At 49.1% G+C, this 15,885-nt stretch carries 17 protein-coding genes; 2 read left to right on the plus strand and 15 right to left on the minus strand.

What is annotated here, in order from left to right; genetic code table 11:
- The 14 genes from ACTNB1_RS13590 to ACTNB1_RS13655 form a co-directional block, all read right to left on the minus strand.
- Complete coding sequence (locus ACTNB1_RS13590) at positions 1–837, minus strand: hypothetical protein (protein ID WP_441170208.1); 837 nt, start codon at positions 835–837, stop codon at positions 1–3.
- 39 nt (positions 838–876) lie between these two features.
- The gene (locus tag ACTNB1_RS13595) at positions 877–2,505 is read right to left on the minus strand and encodes a hypothetical protein (protein WP_441170210.1); all 1,629 of its coding nucleotides are present in this window, start codon (positions 2,503–2,505) and stop codon (positions 877–879) included.
- Between the two features lie 569 nt (positions 2,506–3,074).
- On the minus strand, positions 3,075–5,141 hold the full coding sequence (locus tag ACTNB1_RS13600; RefSeq protein WP_441170212.1) for an FtsX-like permease family protein: 2,067 nt from the start codon (positions 5,139–5,141) through the stop codon (positions 3,075–3,077).
- Entirely contained in the window at positions 5,131–5,898 is a 768-nt protein-coding gene (locus ACTNB1_RS13605; RefSeq protein ID WP_441170214.1) for an ABC transporter ATP-binding protein, read from the minus strand. Before ACTNB1_RS13605 ends, ACTNB1_RS13600 begins: the two co-directional genes overlap by 11 nt.
- A gap of 15 nt (positions 5,899–5,913) precedes the next feature.
- On the minus strand, positions 5,914–6,330 hold the full coding sequence (locus tag ACTNB1_RS13610; RefSeq protein ID WP_441170216.1) for a hypothetical protein: 417 nt from the start codon (positions 6,328–6,330) through the stop codon (positions 5,914–5,916).
- A gap of 120 nt (positions 6,331–6,450) precedes the next feature.
- On the minus strand, positions 6,451–7,476 hold the full coding sequence (locus ACTNB1_RS13615; RefSeq protein ID WP_441170218.1) for a sensor histidine kinase: 1,026 nt from the start codon (positions 7,474–7,476) through the stop codon (positions 6,451–6,453).
- Positions 7,473–8,141, minus strand: coding sequence for a response regulator transcription factor (locus ACTNB1_RS13620; RefSeq protein ID WP_441170220.1), 669 nt, complete (start codon positions 8,139–8,141; stop codon positions 7,473–7,475). Before ACTNB1_RS13620 ends, ACTNB1_RS13615 begins: the two co-directional genes overlap by 4 nt.
- Before the next feature lie 205 nt (positions 8,142–8,346).
- Complete coding sequence (locus tag ACTNB1_RS13625) at positions 8,347–9,228, minus strand: 4Fe-4S binding protein (protein ID WP_441170221.1); 882 nt, start codon at positions 9,226–9,228, stop codon at positions 8,347–8,349.
- Positions 9,229–9,234: 6 nt separating this feature from the next.
- Positions 9,235–9,408: a CD1871A family CXXC motif-containing protein gene (locus tag ACTNB1_RS13630; protein WP_441170222.1), complete on the minus strand. Its 174-nt coding sequence runs from the start codon at positions 9,406–9,408 to the stop codon at positions 9,235–9,237.
- On the minus strand, positions 9,386–9,985 hold the full coding sequence (locus ACTNB1_RS13635; protein ID WP_441170223.1) for a TlpA family protein disulfide reductase: 600 nt from the start codon (positions 9,983–9,985) through the stop codon (positions 9,386–9,388). The genes ACTNB1_RS13630 and ACTNB1_RS13635 overlap by 23 nt, the downstream gene beginning before the upstream one ends.
- A 189-nt stretch (positions 9,986–10,174) precedes the next feature.
- A complete protein-coding gene (locus ACTNB1_RS13640; protein WP_441170225.1) occupies positions 10,175–11,194 on the minus strand; it encodes an AAA family ATPase in 1,020 nt (339 codons plus the stop codon).
- Positions 11,184–11,519: a plasmid mobilization protein gene (locus ACTNB1_RS13645; RefSeq protein ID WP_441170226.1), complete on the minus strand. Its 336-nt coding sequence runs from the start codon at positions 11,517–11,519 to the stop codon at positions 11,184–11,186. Before ACTNB1_RS13645 ends, ACTNB1_RS13640 begins: the two co-directional genes overlap by 11 nt.
- A 2-nt stretch (positions 11,520–11,521) precedes the next feature.
- Positions 11,522–12,595 (minus strand): Arm DNA-binding domain-containing protein, encoded by a 1,074-nt coding sequence (locus tag ACTNB1_RS13650; protein ID WP_441170227.1) that lies wholly within the window; start codon positions 12,593–12,595, stop codon positions 11,522–11,524.
- A 2-nt stretch (positions 12,596–12,597) separates the two neighbouring features.
- Positions 12,598–12,792, minus strand: coding sequence for a helix-turn-helix domain-containing protein (locus tag ACTNB1_RS13655; protein WP_441170229.1), 195 nt, complete (start codon positions 12,790–12,792; stop codon positions 12,598–12,600).
- Between the two features lie 302 nt (positions 12,793–13,094).
- Between ACTNB1_RS13655 and ACTNB1_RS13660 the strand changes: the two genes are divergently transcribed.
- Positions 13,095–13,604: a helix-turn-helix domain-containing protein gene (locus tag ACTNB1_RS13660; protein ID WP_441170230.1), complete on the plus strand. Its 510-nt coding sequence runs from the start codon at positions 13,095–13,097 to the stop codon at positions 13,602–13,604.
- Between the two features lie 28 nt (positions 13,605–13,632).
- Positions 13,633–14,067, plus strand: coding sequence for a hypothetical protein (locus ACTNB1_RS13665; RefSeq protein ID WP_276809250.1), 435 nt, complete (start codon positions 13,633–13,635; stop codon positions 14,065–14,067).
- Positions 14,068–14,448: 381 nt separating this feature from the next.
- On the opposite strand, the gene ACTNB1_RS13670 is transcribed toward ACTNB1_RS13665, so the two are convergent.
- Positions 14,449–15,885, minus strand: a 1,437-nt coding sequence (locus ACTNB1_RS13670) for a tetracycline resistance ribosomal protection protein (RefSeq protein WP_441170232.1), incomplete at its 5' end; no start/stop codon positions are given.

Consider the following 15,885-nt stretch of genomic DNA (forward strand, 5'->3'; position numbering starts at 1 on the left):
TCAAGCCCTGCCCTCGTCCTCCGCCAGCACAGGGAGCAGCTTTTCGCAGTAGAGGGTCAGGGCGGCTTCCCGCTCCTCCCGCTTCTCCACCCAAACCTGTACATCTTTGCCGGAGACCTCACAATCCCCAAGCTTCAGGGAAAAGCCGCGGGAGGTCTGCCGCCCTACGCAGATGTTCCAGTGCTCCAGAATGGAGGCGGGGGCGCGGCGGCAAAAATACACCAGTTCAAACAGCTTGGCCTTATCCCCTTCCGGGCTCAGGATCAGCTCATATTTCTCCCCGTTGAAGCCCAGCTCAAAAGCCACATCGGCAAAGGCAGTATGCAGGATCTCCTGGCACCGGGCGACCAGCTCCTCCCCTGCGGCCTGCCGGTCCTCCCGATCCAGCAGACGGCGGAGGTCGCCCTCCTCCCGCTGGAAGGCCACCCATGCTTCTACGGTACGCGTCCGGAAATTCTTGCGGAAGCGTGGAAAGGCCAGACGGCTGCGGCAGTCGTCGATCAGTCCCTGGGTATCCCGGTCCCCCGGCCGGGCCGCCAGCGCCTGCTCAAAATAATGCAGCGCCGGACCCTCCTGGTCCAAATAATAGTAGGCATAGCCCATCCGGAAGTTCCATTTGTGGTCGCCGGCAAAATATGCCTCGTGGGGTTTCAACAGAGCGATGGCCTTTTCAAAAAGCTCCCGGTCTCCCACATCAGCCGCATTGTTATACGCCCGGGCCAGTTCGCTGTCCAGCTCCGGCGTACGCTCCTCCGCCGGGACGGCCTCAATGGCGTCTATGATCTTCTGATACTCGTCATTGTCGTTCCAGATCTGGCACTGCTCCAACAAGGTCATACACATTTTCTCCTTCCAAGACAAGCCAAGGGACTTGATTCAATAGAATCGGTATACGCGCAGCAAATACTTGTTCCGCTGATAGGCGGCAAGACAGAGCTCTCCCGCTCGGTTCAGCGTGTGATCCAGGATATCTCCCCCCAGGCGGTGACGGGACAGCAGATCCAGGTCGGAGGAGTAGCATGTCAAATAGCCGCCGCTATGAACCCAGAGGCGGTTTTTCCCATCCGCCATAGCACAATAGAACTTTTCCATGCTGTGCAGTTCCTTTCGGAGCTTGAATTCATCCAGGTCTATGACCATGAGCCCGGAGGCGTAGCCCGCACAGAAAAGGAACCTCCCATCCGGCGAAATATCCATGCTGGACAGACAGGGCACCGGGATACATCCCGCGTCCCGCAAGTCCAGTGTATATCGATGGAGGATATCATCCTCGCGATATCCTTTGCGCTCCAGCTGATACAGGTAAGCACCTGATTTCAAAAGAGGGCCTTCACAAGGGCACTCAACAGAATATAGGGATTGCCCCGTCAGGGTCAGGCAGTGCAGTTTTCCGGCGGCATGCAGGTAGATGTGCTCACCAATCACCGCAATGCTGCTCACCACGCCTTTCCGCTCCCAAAGGCAGCCGCCGTCCGCACCGTAACAGCGTATGACCTCCTCCCGGAGTAGTCCATTTCTTTCATACAGCGGACAGAGCCACGCCAAAAAGTCGCCGTTTGGCAGAAGATAACATTTGTTTGCCGCCATTCTGTCGTCATCCGGTGTGAGAGAAAGGGGCACCGGGATCAGTCCGGCGGAATCTGAAACGAGGGTGGCTGCCCCTACCGAATAGCAGCCAGGCGTGTCCTCTATGTAAATGCTTGAAAACGTCAGCAGCCGTCCATCCGCTTGAGCATACGACAGGTTCTCCAGCCCCTCCTCCATCAAAGGAGTGAGGCAGAGCCGTCCTTCCCCGTCCCAACGCGCCCATTCTCCGCCGCTGCAGTCATATCCCACCACAGTACCCGGGGCGCAGCAGAATATTTCCCTGTACCTCTCGCTGGCATAGGCCAGCGGCCGCAAAATGAAAGCCTCACTGCCATAGCCGGGCATCCGCTCCCCGATCTCCTGCACAAGCTCCATGCGGGTCTGGTTTTTGATCCTGGGCGGCAAGGGATGTGCCGCCGCCCAGGCCCGCAGAGGACTTTCGTCCGGAGGTTGGATGGTCATCGTTTCAAATGAGTCATCCCAGCGCACAAAAAGAGGCGCGCCCAGCAAAGTGGAGAGGATGTCCAGCTTTTCCTCCTGATCGGATTCTGTGAAAAGCCGCTTTAAAAGAGGAGCAATCTGAGGCTCCAGATCCAGTCCGGCACAAAATGCGTTGGCATTTCCCAATACACATTCTCCCGTCTCGGGATTGACCATATGGCGCGCCGTACGCTTACCGGAGACATAGAGCACCAGCGACAGGGCATCGCTGTCAAATAAAGAGACAGACAGCACAGTACAGTCCAGTTTTTTGGAAAGCCACCCGGCCTTTCTCTCCAACTGGGCAAAGATCAGCTCGCCGGGACAGGCTGTGACAAAGCGCTCCGACCACTTGCCCACAACAGCCTTGGGCAAAGCGGTTTTGACTGCATCCTCTGTAGTCCCAATGATCTGAAGGCTACTTACGGTGGTACCCATAGAAATTCTCTCCCCTCATTTTGCCGCTGAAATAGGAAAGGATCACAATACGCACGCTCCGCTCGGGATATACAGTCTGTCTTTCGCCCATGTAAGGACAGTATATTACATGGCAGATCATAAATCTACTCTTTTGCCGAGAGTTTCACGGCAGAATAAAAAGAGCTGACTGATTTTGACAAAATCAGTCAGCTCTTTATTTATGCTGCCCCGAAGGGAAAAATTACTCCCACTCGCTCCTGCCAGAAGTTTTCTAAACAGATTTGCTTATGGGGTTTAGCTCAGAGTATTGGTATTCTTCTCATTATTCCGATAGTAGAGGCTATCTGATTTTTTGTTGCCATGGTGTTGCCAAGAACTTGTATCTCCCTTATTTCCTTTAGTATAATTATAGCATGTCAAAAGTTTCTTAGCAAATGGTTTCAAGTCTATTCACTAAATTGCTTCGCTGATGAACTCCTTTAAAAGACCGATATATCAAAGAACAATGACACACAGAATTAGAACGGCAAAACAAGGAGGTCCTCCCTGTTCTGCCGTTCTTTATTCGTATTGAGCAATGATCCAAATTACCCTATACTGTGAGTTTTCGCAATCACATTTTGGTATCCTTTATAGGTCACATACAAATACCCGGAAAAGATAAATGCGAAAATGATCATGGCAATCAGAGACACACCATTAAAAACGCTCAGATGGAATTGGTTGAATCGTTCTCCCATCACGCGAATCCCAAATGCGGAATCCACTATGGCGAGTCCTAAAGGCAATGCAAAGTAAAACAAAATTTGTTGCAGAACCGACCGCTGGATTAGCTTGTCCGGTACACCCATTTTTTGCAAGGCACGATAGCGACCAATACTCTCGCTTGCTTCTGAAAGCTGTTGAATGGCCAATACCGCTACCGACGCAATCAGGAAAATCAGTCCCAGATAGATACCGATAAAAATCAGGCTGGCAGCCGATCCATAGATATTTGCTTGAAACTGATCGTTTGTGACACCATAAATTGCAATAGGCTCCACGGTTGCCTGCCCATTACGGCTCAAGGTTTCGTAATATTCAAGCAGTTTGGTGAGCGCCGCCTTTTGTTCAGCTCTTTCAGCATCGTTTCCGGTGCAGACAAAATTGATCCGCTGTTCTTCGGGCGCGTCACGGAAATCGGTAAAGCTGTCCGGGACAATCAGATAAAAGTAGCTGACGCTGCTGCCTGTCATGATATTTTCCACAATCGGAGCATCGTTTTTGATCCGATAGGTAACTCCGGCAAGCTGCACAGTTCCCACGTCGCGGATATACTCTGTCAGAACACCGTTATCGTCGTAGTTGGACACAACCAGGATTTCCTGATCTGTCAGCGGGATGGGGTCCTCTCCCAGCAAACCTCGAATCTGGTTATATTCCGAACTGGTAAGCACATTGGTCTTTCCTGCGATGTTGGAAGCCCCATACACCGATTTTTGAATTTTTTCCTTTTGACGTGCAGACAGATGATCTGCAAGGAGCTCGCTCATGGAGGTATCAACAGAACGACGTTTATACAGAGCAAATTGCGTTTTATCGTCAAGAACGATCCCTGCTTGGTTTTGGTTGATTAACGCTCGAAGATCTTTTTCCCGGTCCTCTTGGTTGTAAATGGAAACCGTTCCTGAAACGTCAAAATTCAGATTTCCATCCAGCATTCTTTCCAAATTACTGCGGTAGGTAAACATACTCAGAGAAATGCTGATCGCCAAAAACAGCAGGAAGCTGATCATAGACATCGAAACAAAATTTCTTACAATTTTATTGTTTAACTGCCGCAAAACAAAGATGTTTAATCCTTTGCAATATACTTTGCGGTTGCGGCTCATAAAAAATAGCAGCGCTCCCGACAGACTGTAAACAAACAAAAAGGTTCCCACTGCTCCAATTACGATTGCCGCCAGGAAAAGCGGGTCAAGAGGATTCATGCCTACCGCCAGTACCAGTGCATAGCCTGATGCCAGGATTAAGACTGACAGCACCAGGAATCCAACCAAGAGCCTCGGATCTTTTACTTGAATCGACTGGTTCTTTTTGGCCGCACACAATAGTTGGGACAGCTGATAACGTGAAATCACAATGTGATTGCAGAACATCACGACCACAAAAACCAACCCAAAGCAAAGAACCGTTTTGCCCACCGCCTTTGCGGAAAAAACAAGTTGAAACTGTGCAATCTCGATATTAAGAAGATAGGATGAGAACAGGGCCATGCCCTGGGACAAAACAAAGCCTAAAATCAGCCCGGCACCCAGAGCGATAGAGCCAACCAACAGCGTTTCCAGCAGCAAAATTCCGGAAATTCGCAGTTTTGACATTCCTAATGTCATATAAATTCCAAATTCCCGCTTACGGCGGCCCACAAGGAAATTATTGGCATAAAGCACCAATCCTGCCACCACAATGGTTACAAAAACAGAGAGCAGGGACATGGCAAAATCCATATTGTTCAGAAAGCTCTCAGAGACAGCACTTCCGGTCAGCACATTCTTTTGGGCGTCAATTGAGTTAAACACATAGAAGATGCACACCGCTACGGTTAAAGTCAAGAAGTAAATGGCATAATCCTGAATGCTCTTCTTCACATTGCTCACGGAGAGTTTATAAAACATCTGCGGTGTCACCTCCCAGCAAGGTTACCACGTCTATAATCTGGTTGAAGAACTCCCTTCTGGATGCATTGCCGCGAACGATCTCATTAAACAGCCTGCCATCCTTGATAAACAGAATGCGATGCGCATAGCTGGCAGTAAACGAATCATGGGTCACCATCAGAATCGTAGACTGCAATTCCTGGTTCATCTGTTCAAACGACTCCAGCAACATACGGGAGGATTTGGAATCCAACGCACCGGTAGGCTCGTCAGCCAGAATCAGCGAAGGATTTTTCACCAGAACGCGAGCAGATGCCACGCGCTGCTTCTGTCCTCCGGACATCTGATAGGGATATTTCTGAAGCACATCCGTAATCCCCAGTGTCTTTGCCGCGGCACGAATCGATACATCAATTTTGCTTGCCGGTACATTCTGGATCGTGAGAGCCAGCGCAATGTTTTCGTATGCGGTCAGTGTGTCCAAGAGGTTAAAATCCTGAAAAACAAAGCCCAACTCGTCGCGGCGGAAGGCTTCCAGCTGCTTGGAATTCAATTGCGTAATATCCCGGTCATTGATCAGAATTTTACCCGCAGATACCGTGTCAATCGTCGAGATGCAGTTAAGCAGTGTGGTCTTTCCGCTGCCGGAGGGCCCCATGATCCCCACAAACTCGCCTCTGTTCACTTGGAAACTAACTTGATCGAGTGCTTTGGTTAAGCAGCTTTTGCTGCCATAGTATTTTTCGACTTTTTCTACATTCAAAATCGGCTTCATATCTTCCTCCAAAAATTACTCTACGGTAAAGTTTGCAACAGCTTTGGAACTGCCCAAGGCATAAGAAATATCAATATAAGCGTGATAATCTCCGGTCGTCAACCCGTCCTCTTGCGAGAAGGTAGATACATAGTAGCCTGCTTTATTGGCAGAAACCGTTTCGGTTTTGATGGGGGTGTTGTTATCGTTGTCGCTGTACCAACTGATCGTTGCATTGCCGATAAACGGCTTTTTCCGCTGACACACAAAAACGACCTGCTTCACATCAGCAGCAAAAGTGGTAGCTGTTCCTGTGCAGTTTCCATTTTCATCGATGGAAGCGCAGATCGCCGGTTGGCCCAGATTATCCGTTTTATAATTCACCAAAAGGGCCATGCAGATCACAACGGCCAAAACAGCAACTAGAATAAGCGAAACTTTTTTCTTCATCATAATAACCTCCGCGAATCGTCCATTGTTTGCTACAACCACAGTATATCAGCCCAGCAGCTGTTATCCTATTGGTTTGTCTTTCACGGAGATTACAGTTTTGCAAGAAAAGGCTCCCGCCCATCAGCGAGAGCCTTTTACTGCTGAATGAAGTTCACCAATGGGAAAAATCAAATGGATAGAAGTACCTTTCCCCACTTCTGATTCCAATGTGATGCCAATTCCCAGACATCCGCACAGCTTTTTGCAGAGATACAGACCTATCCCGGTAGACTTGCCGAAGCGCCTGCCGTTCTCTCCTGTAAAACCTTTCTCAAACACCTTGGACTGATCTTGTACCGGGATTCCTATCCCATTATCCCAAACAGAAAGGACAGTACAATTTTTCTCCGTTCGGGAAGATATTTGCAGCTTTCGTTCTTCTTCCCGGCAGTATTTCAAAGCATTTCCAATGAGCTGATTTAGAATAAAGGCAATCCATTTTGAATCAGTATACACAATACCGCACACTTGGGATACCTCTACGGAAAAGTTCTTTCGGATCAGGTCCGACGCATTTCGTGTAATAGCGTCCTTGGTCAACTGAGCCAGGTCACATGGACGGATTTGATAATCGGTATTCACCGTACTGCTTTTCGCATAGTAGAGTGCCTGTTCCACATAGTCATCTATTTGCCTCAGTTCCGTATGGATAGCACGAGTTATATGATCCTTGTGGTTATCGATAATCAGCTGCGCAGAAGCGATGGGGGTTTTGATCTCGTGAACCCATGTTTCCACATATTCCTGATATTCTTTTTGTGCGGCAGCGTACTCATTTACCCGCTCCAGCATACTGCGGCCCGCTCGCTTCAAAGCCCGGTAGTACACTTGTCCCTCAGCATAGGTGGGCGGTGTAATTACTTCCGACAGCAGATACACCTGATCCAGGCTTTGCGACAGGCTGTCCAGTTCGTCCAAGAAACGCTTCTCACGGCAGAATTGTATGGCCATATAGCTAAGCAGCGGAACGAACCAGACAAAGAATAAAACAAAAATCGTAAGAAAACGTATCCCCTGCACCGACAGGATAGCTGCAACCAGGAAAAAGGCACATCCGTTCACCACTAAAAAAGCGAAATGATCCTTCAGAAATTCTTTTCCTTTCATGGCAGCTGATACCCCAACCCCCTTCGGGTTTCGATCGTTTCCGGAAAACCAAGCTGTTCCAGCTTTTTCCTGAGCCTTGTCATATTGACAGACAAATTGTTATCATCAATAAAAGCCTCGGAACTCCACATATATTCCATCAGGTCATCTCGCGAAACAATGTTTCCCTGATGCTGGATCAGAAAGGCAAGCATTTTTAGCTCATTCTTGGTCAGAAGTACATTTTCTCCCTGATAAGAGACGGTTCCACTGAGCAAATCGAGGGATAAACCTTTGTATTCAATGACATCTCTTGTTTGCGCATTTTGGGACCGGCGTAAAATAGCAGAAATCCTCGCTTCCAGAATGTGCAAATTGTAAGGTTTTGCAATAAAATCATCTGCTCCCAAATTCATGCTCATCAGCTCATCCACTTCACTGTTCCGGCTGGTGACCACCAAAATAGGAATATCGGATTTCTTACGCAGCTCGCGGCAAATATGATACCCGTCCGCATAAGGCAAATTGATGTCCAACAGTATAAGATCTGGTTTTTCCTGGAGAATATCCTGCACTACATGACTGAAATTTTCCAAAGCAGATACCTTATATCCACAACTCTCTAAAAACGATGCCAGTTCCTTTCGGATCGTTTCTGCATCATCCACGATCATAATTCGATTCATTATATCGCCTCCTAAATTGGCTTCTGCTCAATCATCAGTATGCCAATTATGCTGACATGAAAGTTTAATTCTATTATATGTGGCAAAATCAATCCCCGCAAGGATATTTCCTGATGCTCAAAAGATAGATGAGTCATGTTTCTGTTGGACGCATAAAAGAAACGCCATCACAGAAGATGGCGTTTCCAACTTACATTTTTCTGTTTCATAGAGTTCTGCCTGCGTCACTTTCCCTGCTTTGTGCATTTTCTGTTTTCTGTCGAAAGCCAAGTGAAATAGCCTTGGTTGGGCATTGCGACGCACAGTTTCCGCAGCGAATACACTCACAGCTGTTGGGCGTTTTTGTTGGATCAACATCCATCGGACAGATTTTTGCACACTTGCCGCAACGGACGCATTGTTCCTTGTCTACATTCAGATGATAGAGACTGACCTTGTTGAGCAGTCCATAGATGGCCCCCAAGGGGCATAGCAGTTTGCAGAAGAAGCGGGGAATGAACATACATCCCGCCAGCGTCCCCAGCAAAATCGCTGCTTTCAGAGAAAACAACGCACCAATCGCTTTCGCCAGATCCGGGCGCATCAGAAGCAGTGGAATACCACCTTCCAATGTTCCCGCCGGGCAAATGAACTCGCAAAATGTTGGTTTCCCGACGCCCGCATAATTGGTGATGACAACCGGAAAAACGAGAACAAACAGCACCAAAACAACATATTTCACATAGGTCAATGCCTTGGGCAGTTTTACTTTCGGAACCGGAATTTTGGCAATGATCTCCTGAATCAATCCAAAAGGGCAAAGGAATCCGCAGACCCAGCGCCCCAAAACTGTGCCTACCGCCAAAATGATGCCAACCACATAGAAGCTGAAATTAAAATTCATAGAATCTGACACCGCCTGCATAGCGCCGATGGGACAGGCCAGCCGTGCTGCCGGACAGGAATAGCAGTTCATACCGGGGTTGCAAAAGTTCTTCCATTTGCCCTGATAAATTCTACCCTTTGCAAAATTCCCAATGTAGGGATTGGAAAATCCAAAGGCAATGATCTGTAATAGTTTTCGTTTGACCGAATGTGTCAGTTTCATAGCGAATCACCCCAGCCCAATGCATTCCATGCAAATATTTACTGCTTTATTGAAAACAAGCAAGGTTTCCCCTCTGTTAACACCCGCAGCGATAAATCCAGCTGCGATCAGCAGCAAAAGAGAAGCACACACAGGTCGTGACCGCTTTCTTATAAAGTCACGCATGGTCCTGAACCTCATTACTTTGGTTCTCCAGATAAGAAGTTACTTCCTCCTTATATTTCTCAATGTTGGCCTCTTCAATGATTTCACCAACGACATGACCCGAATTGTCTACAAAAAACGTTGTTGGATATACAAGGATGCCAAGCTGGATTTCCTGTAGGGCTTTATCTGGAACGATCTGAACAAAATCGACCCCGGCTTCCTCACAAATTTGTTTTGCCTGCCGTATGTTGGCCTCACCTTCCCAACCTTCGTTGTAGTCGCAAACAATGCCAACAATCTGGACATTATCCGGCATCTCCTTAGCCCACTCTGCCAGATCCGGCATTTCGTCAATGCATGGAGTGCAGAAGGTACCCCAACAGTTTACAACCGTGATGTCTGCATTTTCAAAAATGCTTTCATCGACCGGGTTTCCCTCCAGATCCGTGGCCTCAAAGGCCGGCATGACAGACAGGCTATCTTCCAGAGACTGATACACCGTGGGCTGATCGTTTTCCATCTCAGGTTTGGAACTTTGTCCACAGCCGGTAAGCGTTGATGCTGCAAGAGAAAGCAACAGCACTGCCACAAGGAATTTTCGTTTCATCATGATACTCAGCCTTTCTCGCCGCTACGTTTTCTTCTGTGCGGCATGACTATATCCTACAATGAATCACGAAAAGTTCATATCGAAGTGCCTTTCAATAACATTACAATTTTGAAAGGCAATTTTGCGTGTAATGTTCATCACCTCTTGAGGTTGAGTTTTACACAAAAGATTGGCAAGCAATGCTTGTGGCTATCCATTTGCCACAAACTGCTTGTTGAGGGCAACGCCCCCAAGCCCCTTTTGAACACAGAATTTCATTCTGTGGCTGCGCGTTCTCCGAACGCTTTTTGCCCCTGTACCCGGTGCCCTGTTTCGGGGCATAGGGTGTCGTGAATCGCGACATCCTCTGATACTTTTAGGGTGCCCTAAAATGGGGCATCCTCCTTGAAGATAGGGTGGCAAAATACCACCCCATCTTTTTCTTTCCGCGACGGTGGCGGAGGAGCGCACCATCCACACAGCCCAGCAAGCGGTTGTACCGGAAATCATCTCAAAACTATCCCCCGCAGGCTGCTTTCTGGTGTGGTGGACGATCAGGACACAGACGCCATATCGGTCAGCAAATTGTTTCAGCTTGCCGATCACCTCATAGTCACTGGAGTAGCTGTAACTGTCGCTCACCGCCTCCCGGACTTTTTGCAAGGTGTCAACGACGATGAGTTTGGTATCGCTGTGTTCCCGAACAAACTTTTCCAGCTGTTCATCCAGGCCGCCGCCAATCATCTTAGCGTTGGTGGCGAAGTGGAGGGAGCTTGTCCCCTCCACCCCGAACATTCGGAACATCCGGCGCTGCAACCGGCTCTCGTCATCCTCCAACGCTAGGTAGAGAACAGTCCCCCGATGGGTCTTGTAGCCCCACAAGTCCTGCCCGCTACTGACATGGTGGGCAATCTGAGCCACCAGGAAGGACTTGCCGATTTTGGGCGCTCCGGCAAGGATGTAAGCTCCCGTGTAGAGCAGGTTTTCAATCACCGCAGACTTGCCCTCGAACACATTGTCCAGCAGCTCGTCCAGGGTCACAGTATGCAGGTAAACCGGGTCGCTCATGCGGCGCATCTTCTGGTAAAGTTCCTCCAAATCTCTTTCCGGGGAATTGTTTTTTTCGTCCGGGTCTGGTATAGTGGTCTTGGAATTTTGAGAGATTGACTGCCCATCATCTGCGCCAACAGATGAACCATGGGCGGTCATTTTCTTTTTTTCATCGGTCATAGGCAAAGTCCTCCTGCATCCCGTTCATAATAGTAGTGATCATCTGGATGGTATCAAGTAGCTCGTCGTTCACGCTCTGTCCGGCTTCAATCCGGCGCAGCTCGTCCAGCACAGCGGCCAGCTGATCCCGCAGCGCCTTGTAGACTCTGGGGTTGCCCTGCACTACCACATCTCGGCAGAGCAGCCGCCGGATGATATAATCCTGCTTGGTCAGTCCGGTGAGCTTCACCGCCGTCTCGATCTGGGCGTCCTCCTCCGGAGAGACCCGAAAAGCCACGGTCTTGTTCCTCCAACAGTTGTGCTTGTCCAAATTCTTTGCTGACATTTTTAATTGCTCCTTTCCATGTTCAATTTATCTGCCATCTCCGCCTGCTTAGACGGAAACAGGTGCGCATAGTTGTAAGTGATGTCGATGCTCTCGTGGCCCACCCGGTCCGCGATGGCCGTGGCAGAGAATCCCATGTCGATGAGAAGTGAAACCGCGCTGTGACGAATATCGTGGATTCTGATGCGCGGTACCCCGGCTTCTTTGGCTCCTCGGTCCATCTCCCGGTGGAGATAGCTCTTGGTGATGGTGAACATTCGGTCATCTGGCCCGATGCCGTAAAGCATTTTGATGTAATCCTGAATTTCCTCGGCTAAAAATTGCGGCATGGTGATGACCCGATTACTCTTTTCGGTTTTGGGAGTGGTAATTAAATCCTGGCCATTCAACCGCTGATAGGATTTGTTGATGGTAACAGTGCGCTTCTCAAAATCAAAGTCCGCCGGGGTCAGGGCAAGCAGCTCCCCCTCCCGGATACCGCACCAGTAGAGCATCTCAAAGGCGTAGAAGGACAGTGGCTTGTCCATCATCACCTCGGCAAATTTCAGGTACTGCTCCTTGGTCCAGAACATCATCTCCCGGTTTTTCTTCTTGCCCATGCTGCCCGCCTTCTTGCAGGGATTTTCCCGGAGGTTGTAGTACCGAACCGCGTGGTTGAAGATGGCGCTGAGCTGATTGTGAACCGTCTTGAGATATACAGGCGAGTAGGGCTTGCCGTTCTCGTCCTTATGGTTCAGCATCTCGTTCTGCCAGGTGATGATCTGCTGGGCGGTAATGTTGCACATTTTCAGCCTGCCGAAGTAAGGCAGCAGTTTGGTACGGATGATGTGGTCCTTGGTAGCCCAGGTGTTTTCCTTAAGCCGGGTCTTCATATCCGCTGTGTAGAGGTCCACGAAGCTCCTGAAGGTCATATCCAGGTCGGCGCTGGCCTTGTTGAGCTGTTCGCGCTCCCAGGCCTGCGCCTCCCGTTTAGTCTTGAAGCCCCGCTTCTGGGTCTGCTTGCGCTCGCCGTTCCAGTCAGTGTAGCGATAGACCGCCCGCCAGGTGTTGGTCTTTTCTTCCTTGTAGACTGCCATGATTAGTCCTCCTTTCCCGTCTTGCCGTAGCAAAACTTCTCCATGAAAAAGTTCCGGTTGACCCGCCCGGAGATGGTCAGATAGCCCTTGTCCCGGAGTTCGGCGTTGAGCTTGTGGATCACCTTGTAGGCGTGGGACTTGGAGATGCCCAGCTCCTGGGCCACTTCCTCCACGCGCATAAAGTTTTGTGCCTGCATTGAAAATACCTTCCTTTCTTCGTTGATGGCTGCTGCGGATGGATATTGTGTTCCATAAATGCCTCCTCACTTTCGTCCGCCACTTTTTTCCCGGATGTATAACCGGGAATTGCGGCAGTTCTTTTTTATTTATTGATTCTAAGCTATTATGCTTAGTCTATTGTCATTATACTAAGCATAATAGCTTATGTCAATCGCAGTACGCAAAATAAATTAAATAAAATTGTTTAGGATTCTCTTGACTTCACTAAGCATTTCTGCTATGCTTTTCCTAAGGACAACCAACGATTGGAGTTGATGATATGGCGATTGGCGAACGGATTCACTTTTTCCGTCTCCTGCGGGGGATGACGCAGAAATATCTCGGTATGGCGCTGGGCTTCCCGGAGAAGTCCGCTGATGTGCGCCTGGCGCAGTATGAAACAGGATCAAGAACCCCAAAGGCAGACCTGACTGCTACCCTAGCCCAGGTACTGGATGTCTCTCCCCATGCGCTCTCCGTCCCGGACATAGACTCCTATGTGGGGCTCATGCACACCCTGTTTACCCTGGAGGATAACTACGGGCTCAAGATCAGCGAGATGGATGGAGAAGTCTGTTTGAAGGTGGATGTGCGGAAGAACAAGGACGCCGCCCAGCTGCACGAGATGCTCTGTTCCTGGCAGCAGGCTGCTGCCATGTTGGAGGCGGGCGAGATCTCCAAAGAGGACTATGACAAGTGGCGCTACCACTATCCGGAGTTTGACAAGACCAAATGCTGGGCAAAGGTACCTTCGCAGGAACTTAGTAATTTACCAGTACAGGATGTTTGATTGAAAGATAAAGCACGAGGGAATCAAGATGTACGAAAGCTATACGAGACAATCTCTACCTAGTAAGCAATACCGCGAACTGTTAGGGAGTGCTATTTGTGTTTTTAACTCAAATAACGCATTTATAATTGAGAATATCCTCAGATGTGATGACTTGGATAAATACGACTGGTGTCATCTAATAGACTTAGAATCAGGGCATCTCAAGGGAAGTGTTCATGAGGTCATCACTTCAAAATGCGGAGATAAAATTGAAACACTGTTTGCCAAAATTATTAAAATGCGGAATCGAATTATTCATAGCTATCGCATTACAAACGCATCTGGCGAACAGACATTGGCGACAAAAGAAAGAGTAAAGGAGGGAAATAGGCAATTTGAGATTACCGAAGAGTACCTCCTTAGCTTTATAGCTCTTAATCAAGAACTTTCTGACCTACTGCATAATTTAAGAGGGTATTAAATAAAAAGAGAGCTAACTGACTAATCAAAATCAGTTAGCTCTCTTTTTATGAATAATGAAAAAGTGTTGCCAAATCGTTGCCACAAAGGGCCTTAACCTCTCAAAAACCCAGTAAAATCAGGCTTTTCCGGGCCTCTGAAATCATTCCCACTCGCAAAATGAAACTTAATTCTAAACGCTTTTGTTTGGGAGATTTGATATCATTTGATTTTTCCTGATACCTATTATCCTTATCCTATGGGCTTGCCGAACTTTTGCTATCATTTGGCTATCAAGGAAATGGCTATCAACGGTAAAATTAGATTGGTTTCTCTGGTGGTTTACAACTACATTTTACCACGAAAGACAGGGAAATGCAATAACCTTCCTCGCTGTGGTGTATCAAGTGATCTTACTGAACATATGGCGCACCTTGTCCAGGCGGCTGTTTGGACGGCGGGGCTGGATGACCGGCTCGCCGACAGTGGCCTGATACCCTTTCAGTTCCGTCAGGCATACGCTCCGCCCGTTGGTGTAAAAGGCCAGATCAGTACGGTATGCCTGTATGCAGCGGACGGGAATCTCGCCAGTAAAGACAACTTCATCCTTTTTTACCTGGGCCGTTTCAATGGTGGCACAGTATTTCGGCGCATCATGATAAGCCCTGGAAAGGTATTCCTGGGGTGCATAGAGGGTGAAGGAGAGATAAGGTTCCAGCAACTGCGTCCCTGATTCCTTCAATGCCTGTTCCAATACAATCGGGGCCAATGAGCGAAAGTCCGCCGGCGTGCTGACCGGGCTATAATAAAGCCCGTATTCAAAGCAAATCTTACAGTCCGTTACGTTCCAGCCGAACAAGCCCTGCTCCAGCCCGTAACGGATACCATCCCTGACAGCGTTTTGAAAACTCTGGTTCAAGTATCCCAGCGAAACCCGGCTCTCGTATTGTACACCGGAGCCAAGCGGGAGTGGTGTAACAGACAGTCCGATGGATGCCCAAAACGGGTTGGGCGGCACCTCGATATGGATGGTGTGGCTGGCTGCTTTGAGCGGCCGCTCCATATAAATGACGGTGGGTTCCTTTACCACTGTTTCAAGCTTGTATTTTTCCGACAGCAAAGCGGAAACAACCTCCAACTGCACCCGGCCCAAAAAAGAAAGAATGATCTCATGGGTGATGGAATCCACCTCGCAGCGCAAAAGCGGGTCAGTATCCGCAAGTTGCGTAAGAGCGTCCAGCAGCCGTTCTCTTTGCGCTGCCGTTTTCGGCGCAATCGACGTCCGCAGCATGGGGAGGGGGTCCTCACGCCACCTTTTACGAGGGAGCCGGGTTGGGTCCCCTAATACATCGTTTAATCCCACGCTGTCGCTGGGAAGAATGACAATTTCGCCCTTGTGGGCGGTGTCTGTCCGAACAATCTCCCCTTTGGATGGAATACGCATCTCTGTGATTTTCAGCTTTTCTCTCCCGGCCAGAGCCACCGTATCCCGCAGGCGCAGCGTTCCGCTGTATAGCCGCAAATAGATGAGCCGCTGGCCACAATCTGTATACTCCACCTTGAAAACGCTGCCGCATAGGGCGTCGCTCCCCTGTTCCCCAATCGGTTGGAACAGCCCTGTCACCGCATCCATCAACGGTTGAATGCCAAGGCCCTTTTTGGCGCTGCCATGATAGACCGGGAACAGGGAGGCGTCTTGAACCCGCCGCTGTTCCTCCTGCGCAAGTTCTTCCCGGCTGATTGGTTCTCCTGCGATATACTTTTCCAATAATTCATCGTTATTTTCGATGACCGCATCCCATGCTTCTATGTCGGTATTTTCCTCCAGGACTATTTCCGG

This window comes from Flavonifractor sp. HCP28S3_F3, assembly GCF_052065355.1.
Lineage (GTDB): Bacteria > Bacillota > Clostridia > Oscillospirales > Oscillospiraceae > Flavonifractor.

Bases quoted from the DNA above. Each gene is read 5' to 3' on its own strand.
- ACTNB1_RS13590 (WP_441170208.1), bottom strand. From the start codon at position 837: ATGACCTTGTTGGAGCAGTGCCAGATCTGGAACGACAATGACGAGTAT.
- ACTNB1_RS13595 (WP_441170210.1), bottom strand. From the start codon at position 2,505: ATGGGTACCACCGTAAGTAGCCTTCAGATCATTGGGACTACAGAGGAT.
- ACTNB1_RS13600 (WP_441170212.1), bottom strand. From the start codon at position 5,141: ATGTTTTATAAACTCTCCGTGAGCAATGTGAAGAAGAGCATTCAGGAT.
- ACTNB1_RS13605 (WP_441170214.1), bottom strand. From the start codon at position 5,898: ATGAAGCCGATTTTGAATGTAGAAAAAGTCGAAAAATACTATGGCAGC.
- ACTNB1_RS13610 (WP_441170216.1), bottom strand. From the start codon at position 6,330: ATGATGAAGAAAAAAGTTTCGCTTATTCTAGTTGCTGTTTTGGCCGTT.
- ACTNB1_RS13615 (WP_441170218.1), bottom strand. From the start codon at position 7,476: ATGAAAGGAAAAGAATTTCTGAAGGATCATTTCGCTTTTTTAGTGGTG.
- ACTNB1_RS13620 (WP_441170220.1), bottom strand. From the start codon at position 8,141: ATGAATCGAATTATGATCGTGGATGATGCAGAAACGATCCGAAAGGAA.
- ACTNB1_RS13625 (WP_441170221.1), bottom strand. From the start codon at position 9,228: ATGAAACTGACACATTCGGTCAAACGAAAACTATTACAGATCATTGCC.
- ACTNB1_RS13630 (WP_441170222.1), bottom strand. From the start codon at position 9,408: ATGAGGTTCAGGACCATGCGTGACTTTATAAGAAAGCGGTCACGACCT.
- ACTNB1_RS13635 (WP_441170223.1), bottom strand. From the start codon at position 9,985: ATGATGAAACGAAAATTCCTTGTGGCAGTGCTGTTGCTTTCTCTTGCA.
- ACTNB1_RS13640 (WP_441170225.1), bottom strand. From the start codon at position 11,194: ATGACCGATGAAAAAAAGAAAATGACCGCCCATGGTTCATCTGTTGGC.
- ACTNB1_RS13645 (WP_441170226.1), bottom strand. From the start codon at position 11,519: ATGTCAGCAAAGAATTTGGACAAGCACAACTGTTGGAGGAACAAGACC.
- ACTNB1_RS13650 (WP_441170227.1), bottom strand. From the start codon at position 12,595: ATGGCAGTCTACAAGGAAGAAAAGACCAACACCTGGCGGGCGGTCTAT.
- ACTNB1_RS13655 (WP_441170229.1), bottom strand. From the start codon at position 12,792: ATGCAGGCACAAAACTTTATGCGCGTGGAGGAAGTGGCCCAGGAGCTG.
- ACTNB1_RS13660 (WP_441170230.1), top strand. From the start codon at position 13,095: ATGGCGATTGGCGAACGGATTCACTTTTTCCGTCTCCTGCGGGGGATG.
- ACTNB1_RS13665 (WP_276809250.1), top strand. From the start codon at position 13,633: ATGTACGAAAGCTATACGAGACAATCTCTACCTAGTAAGCAATACCGC.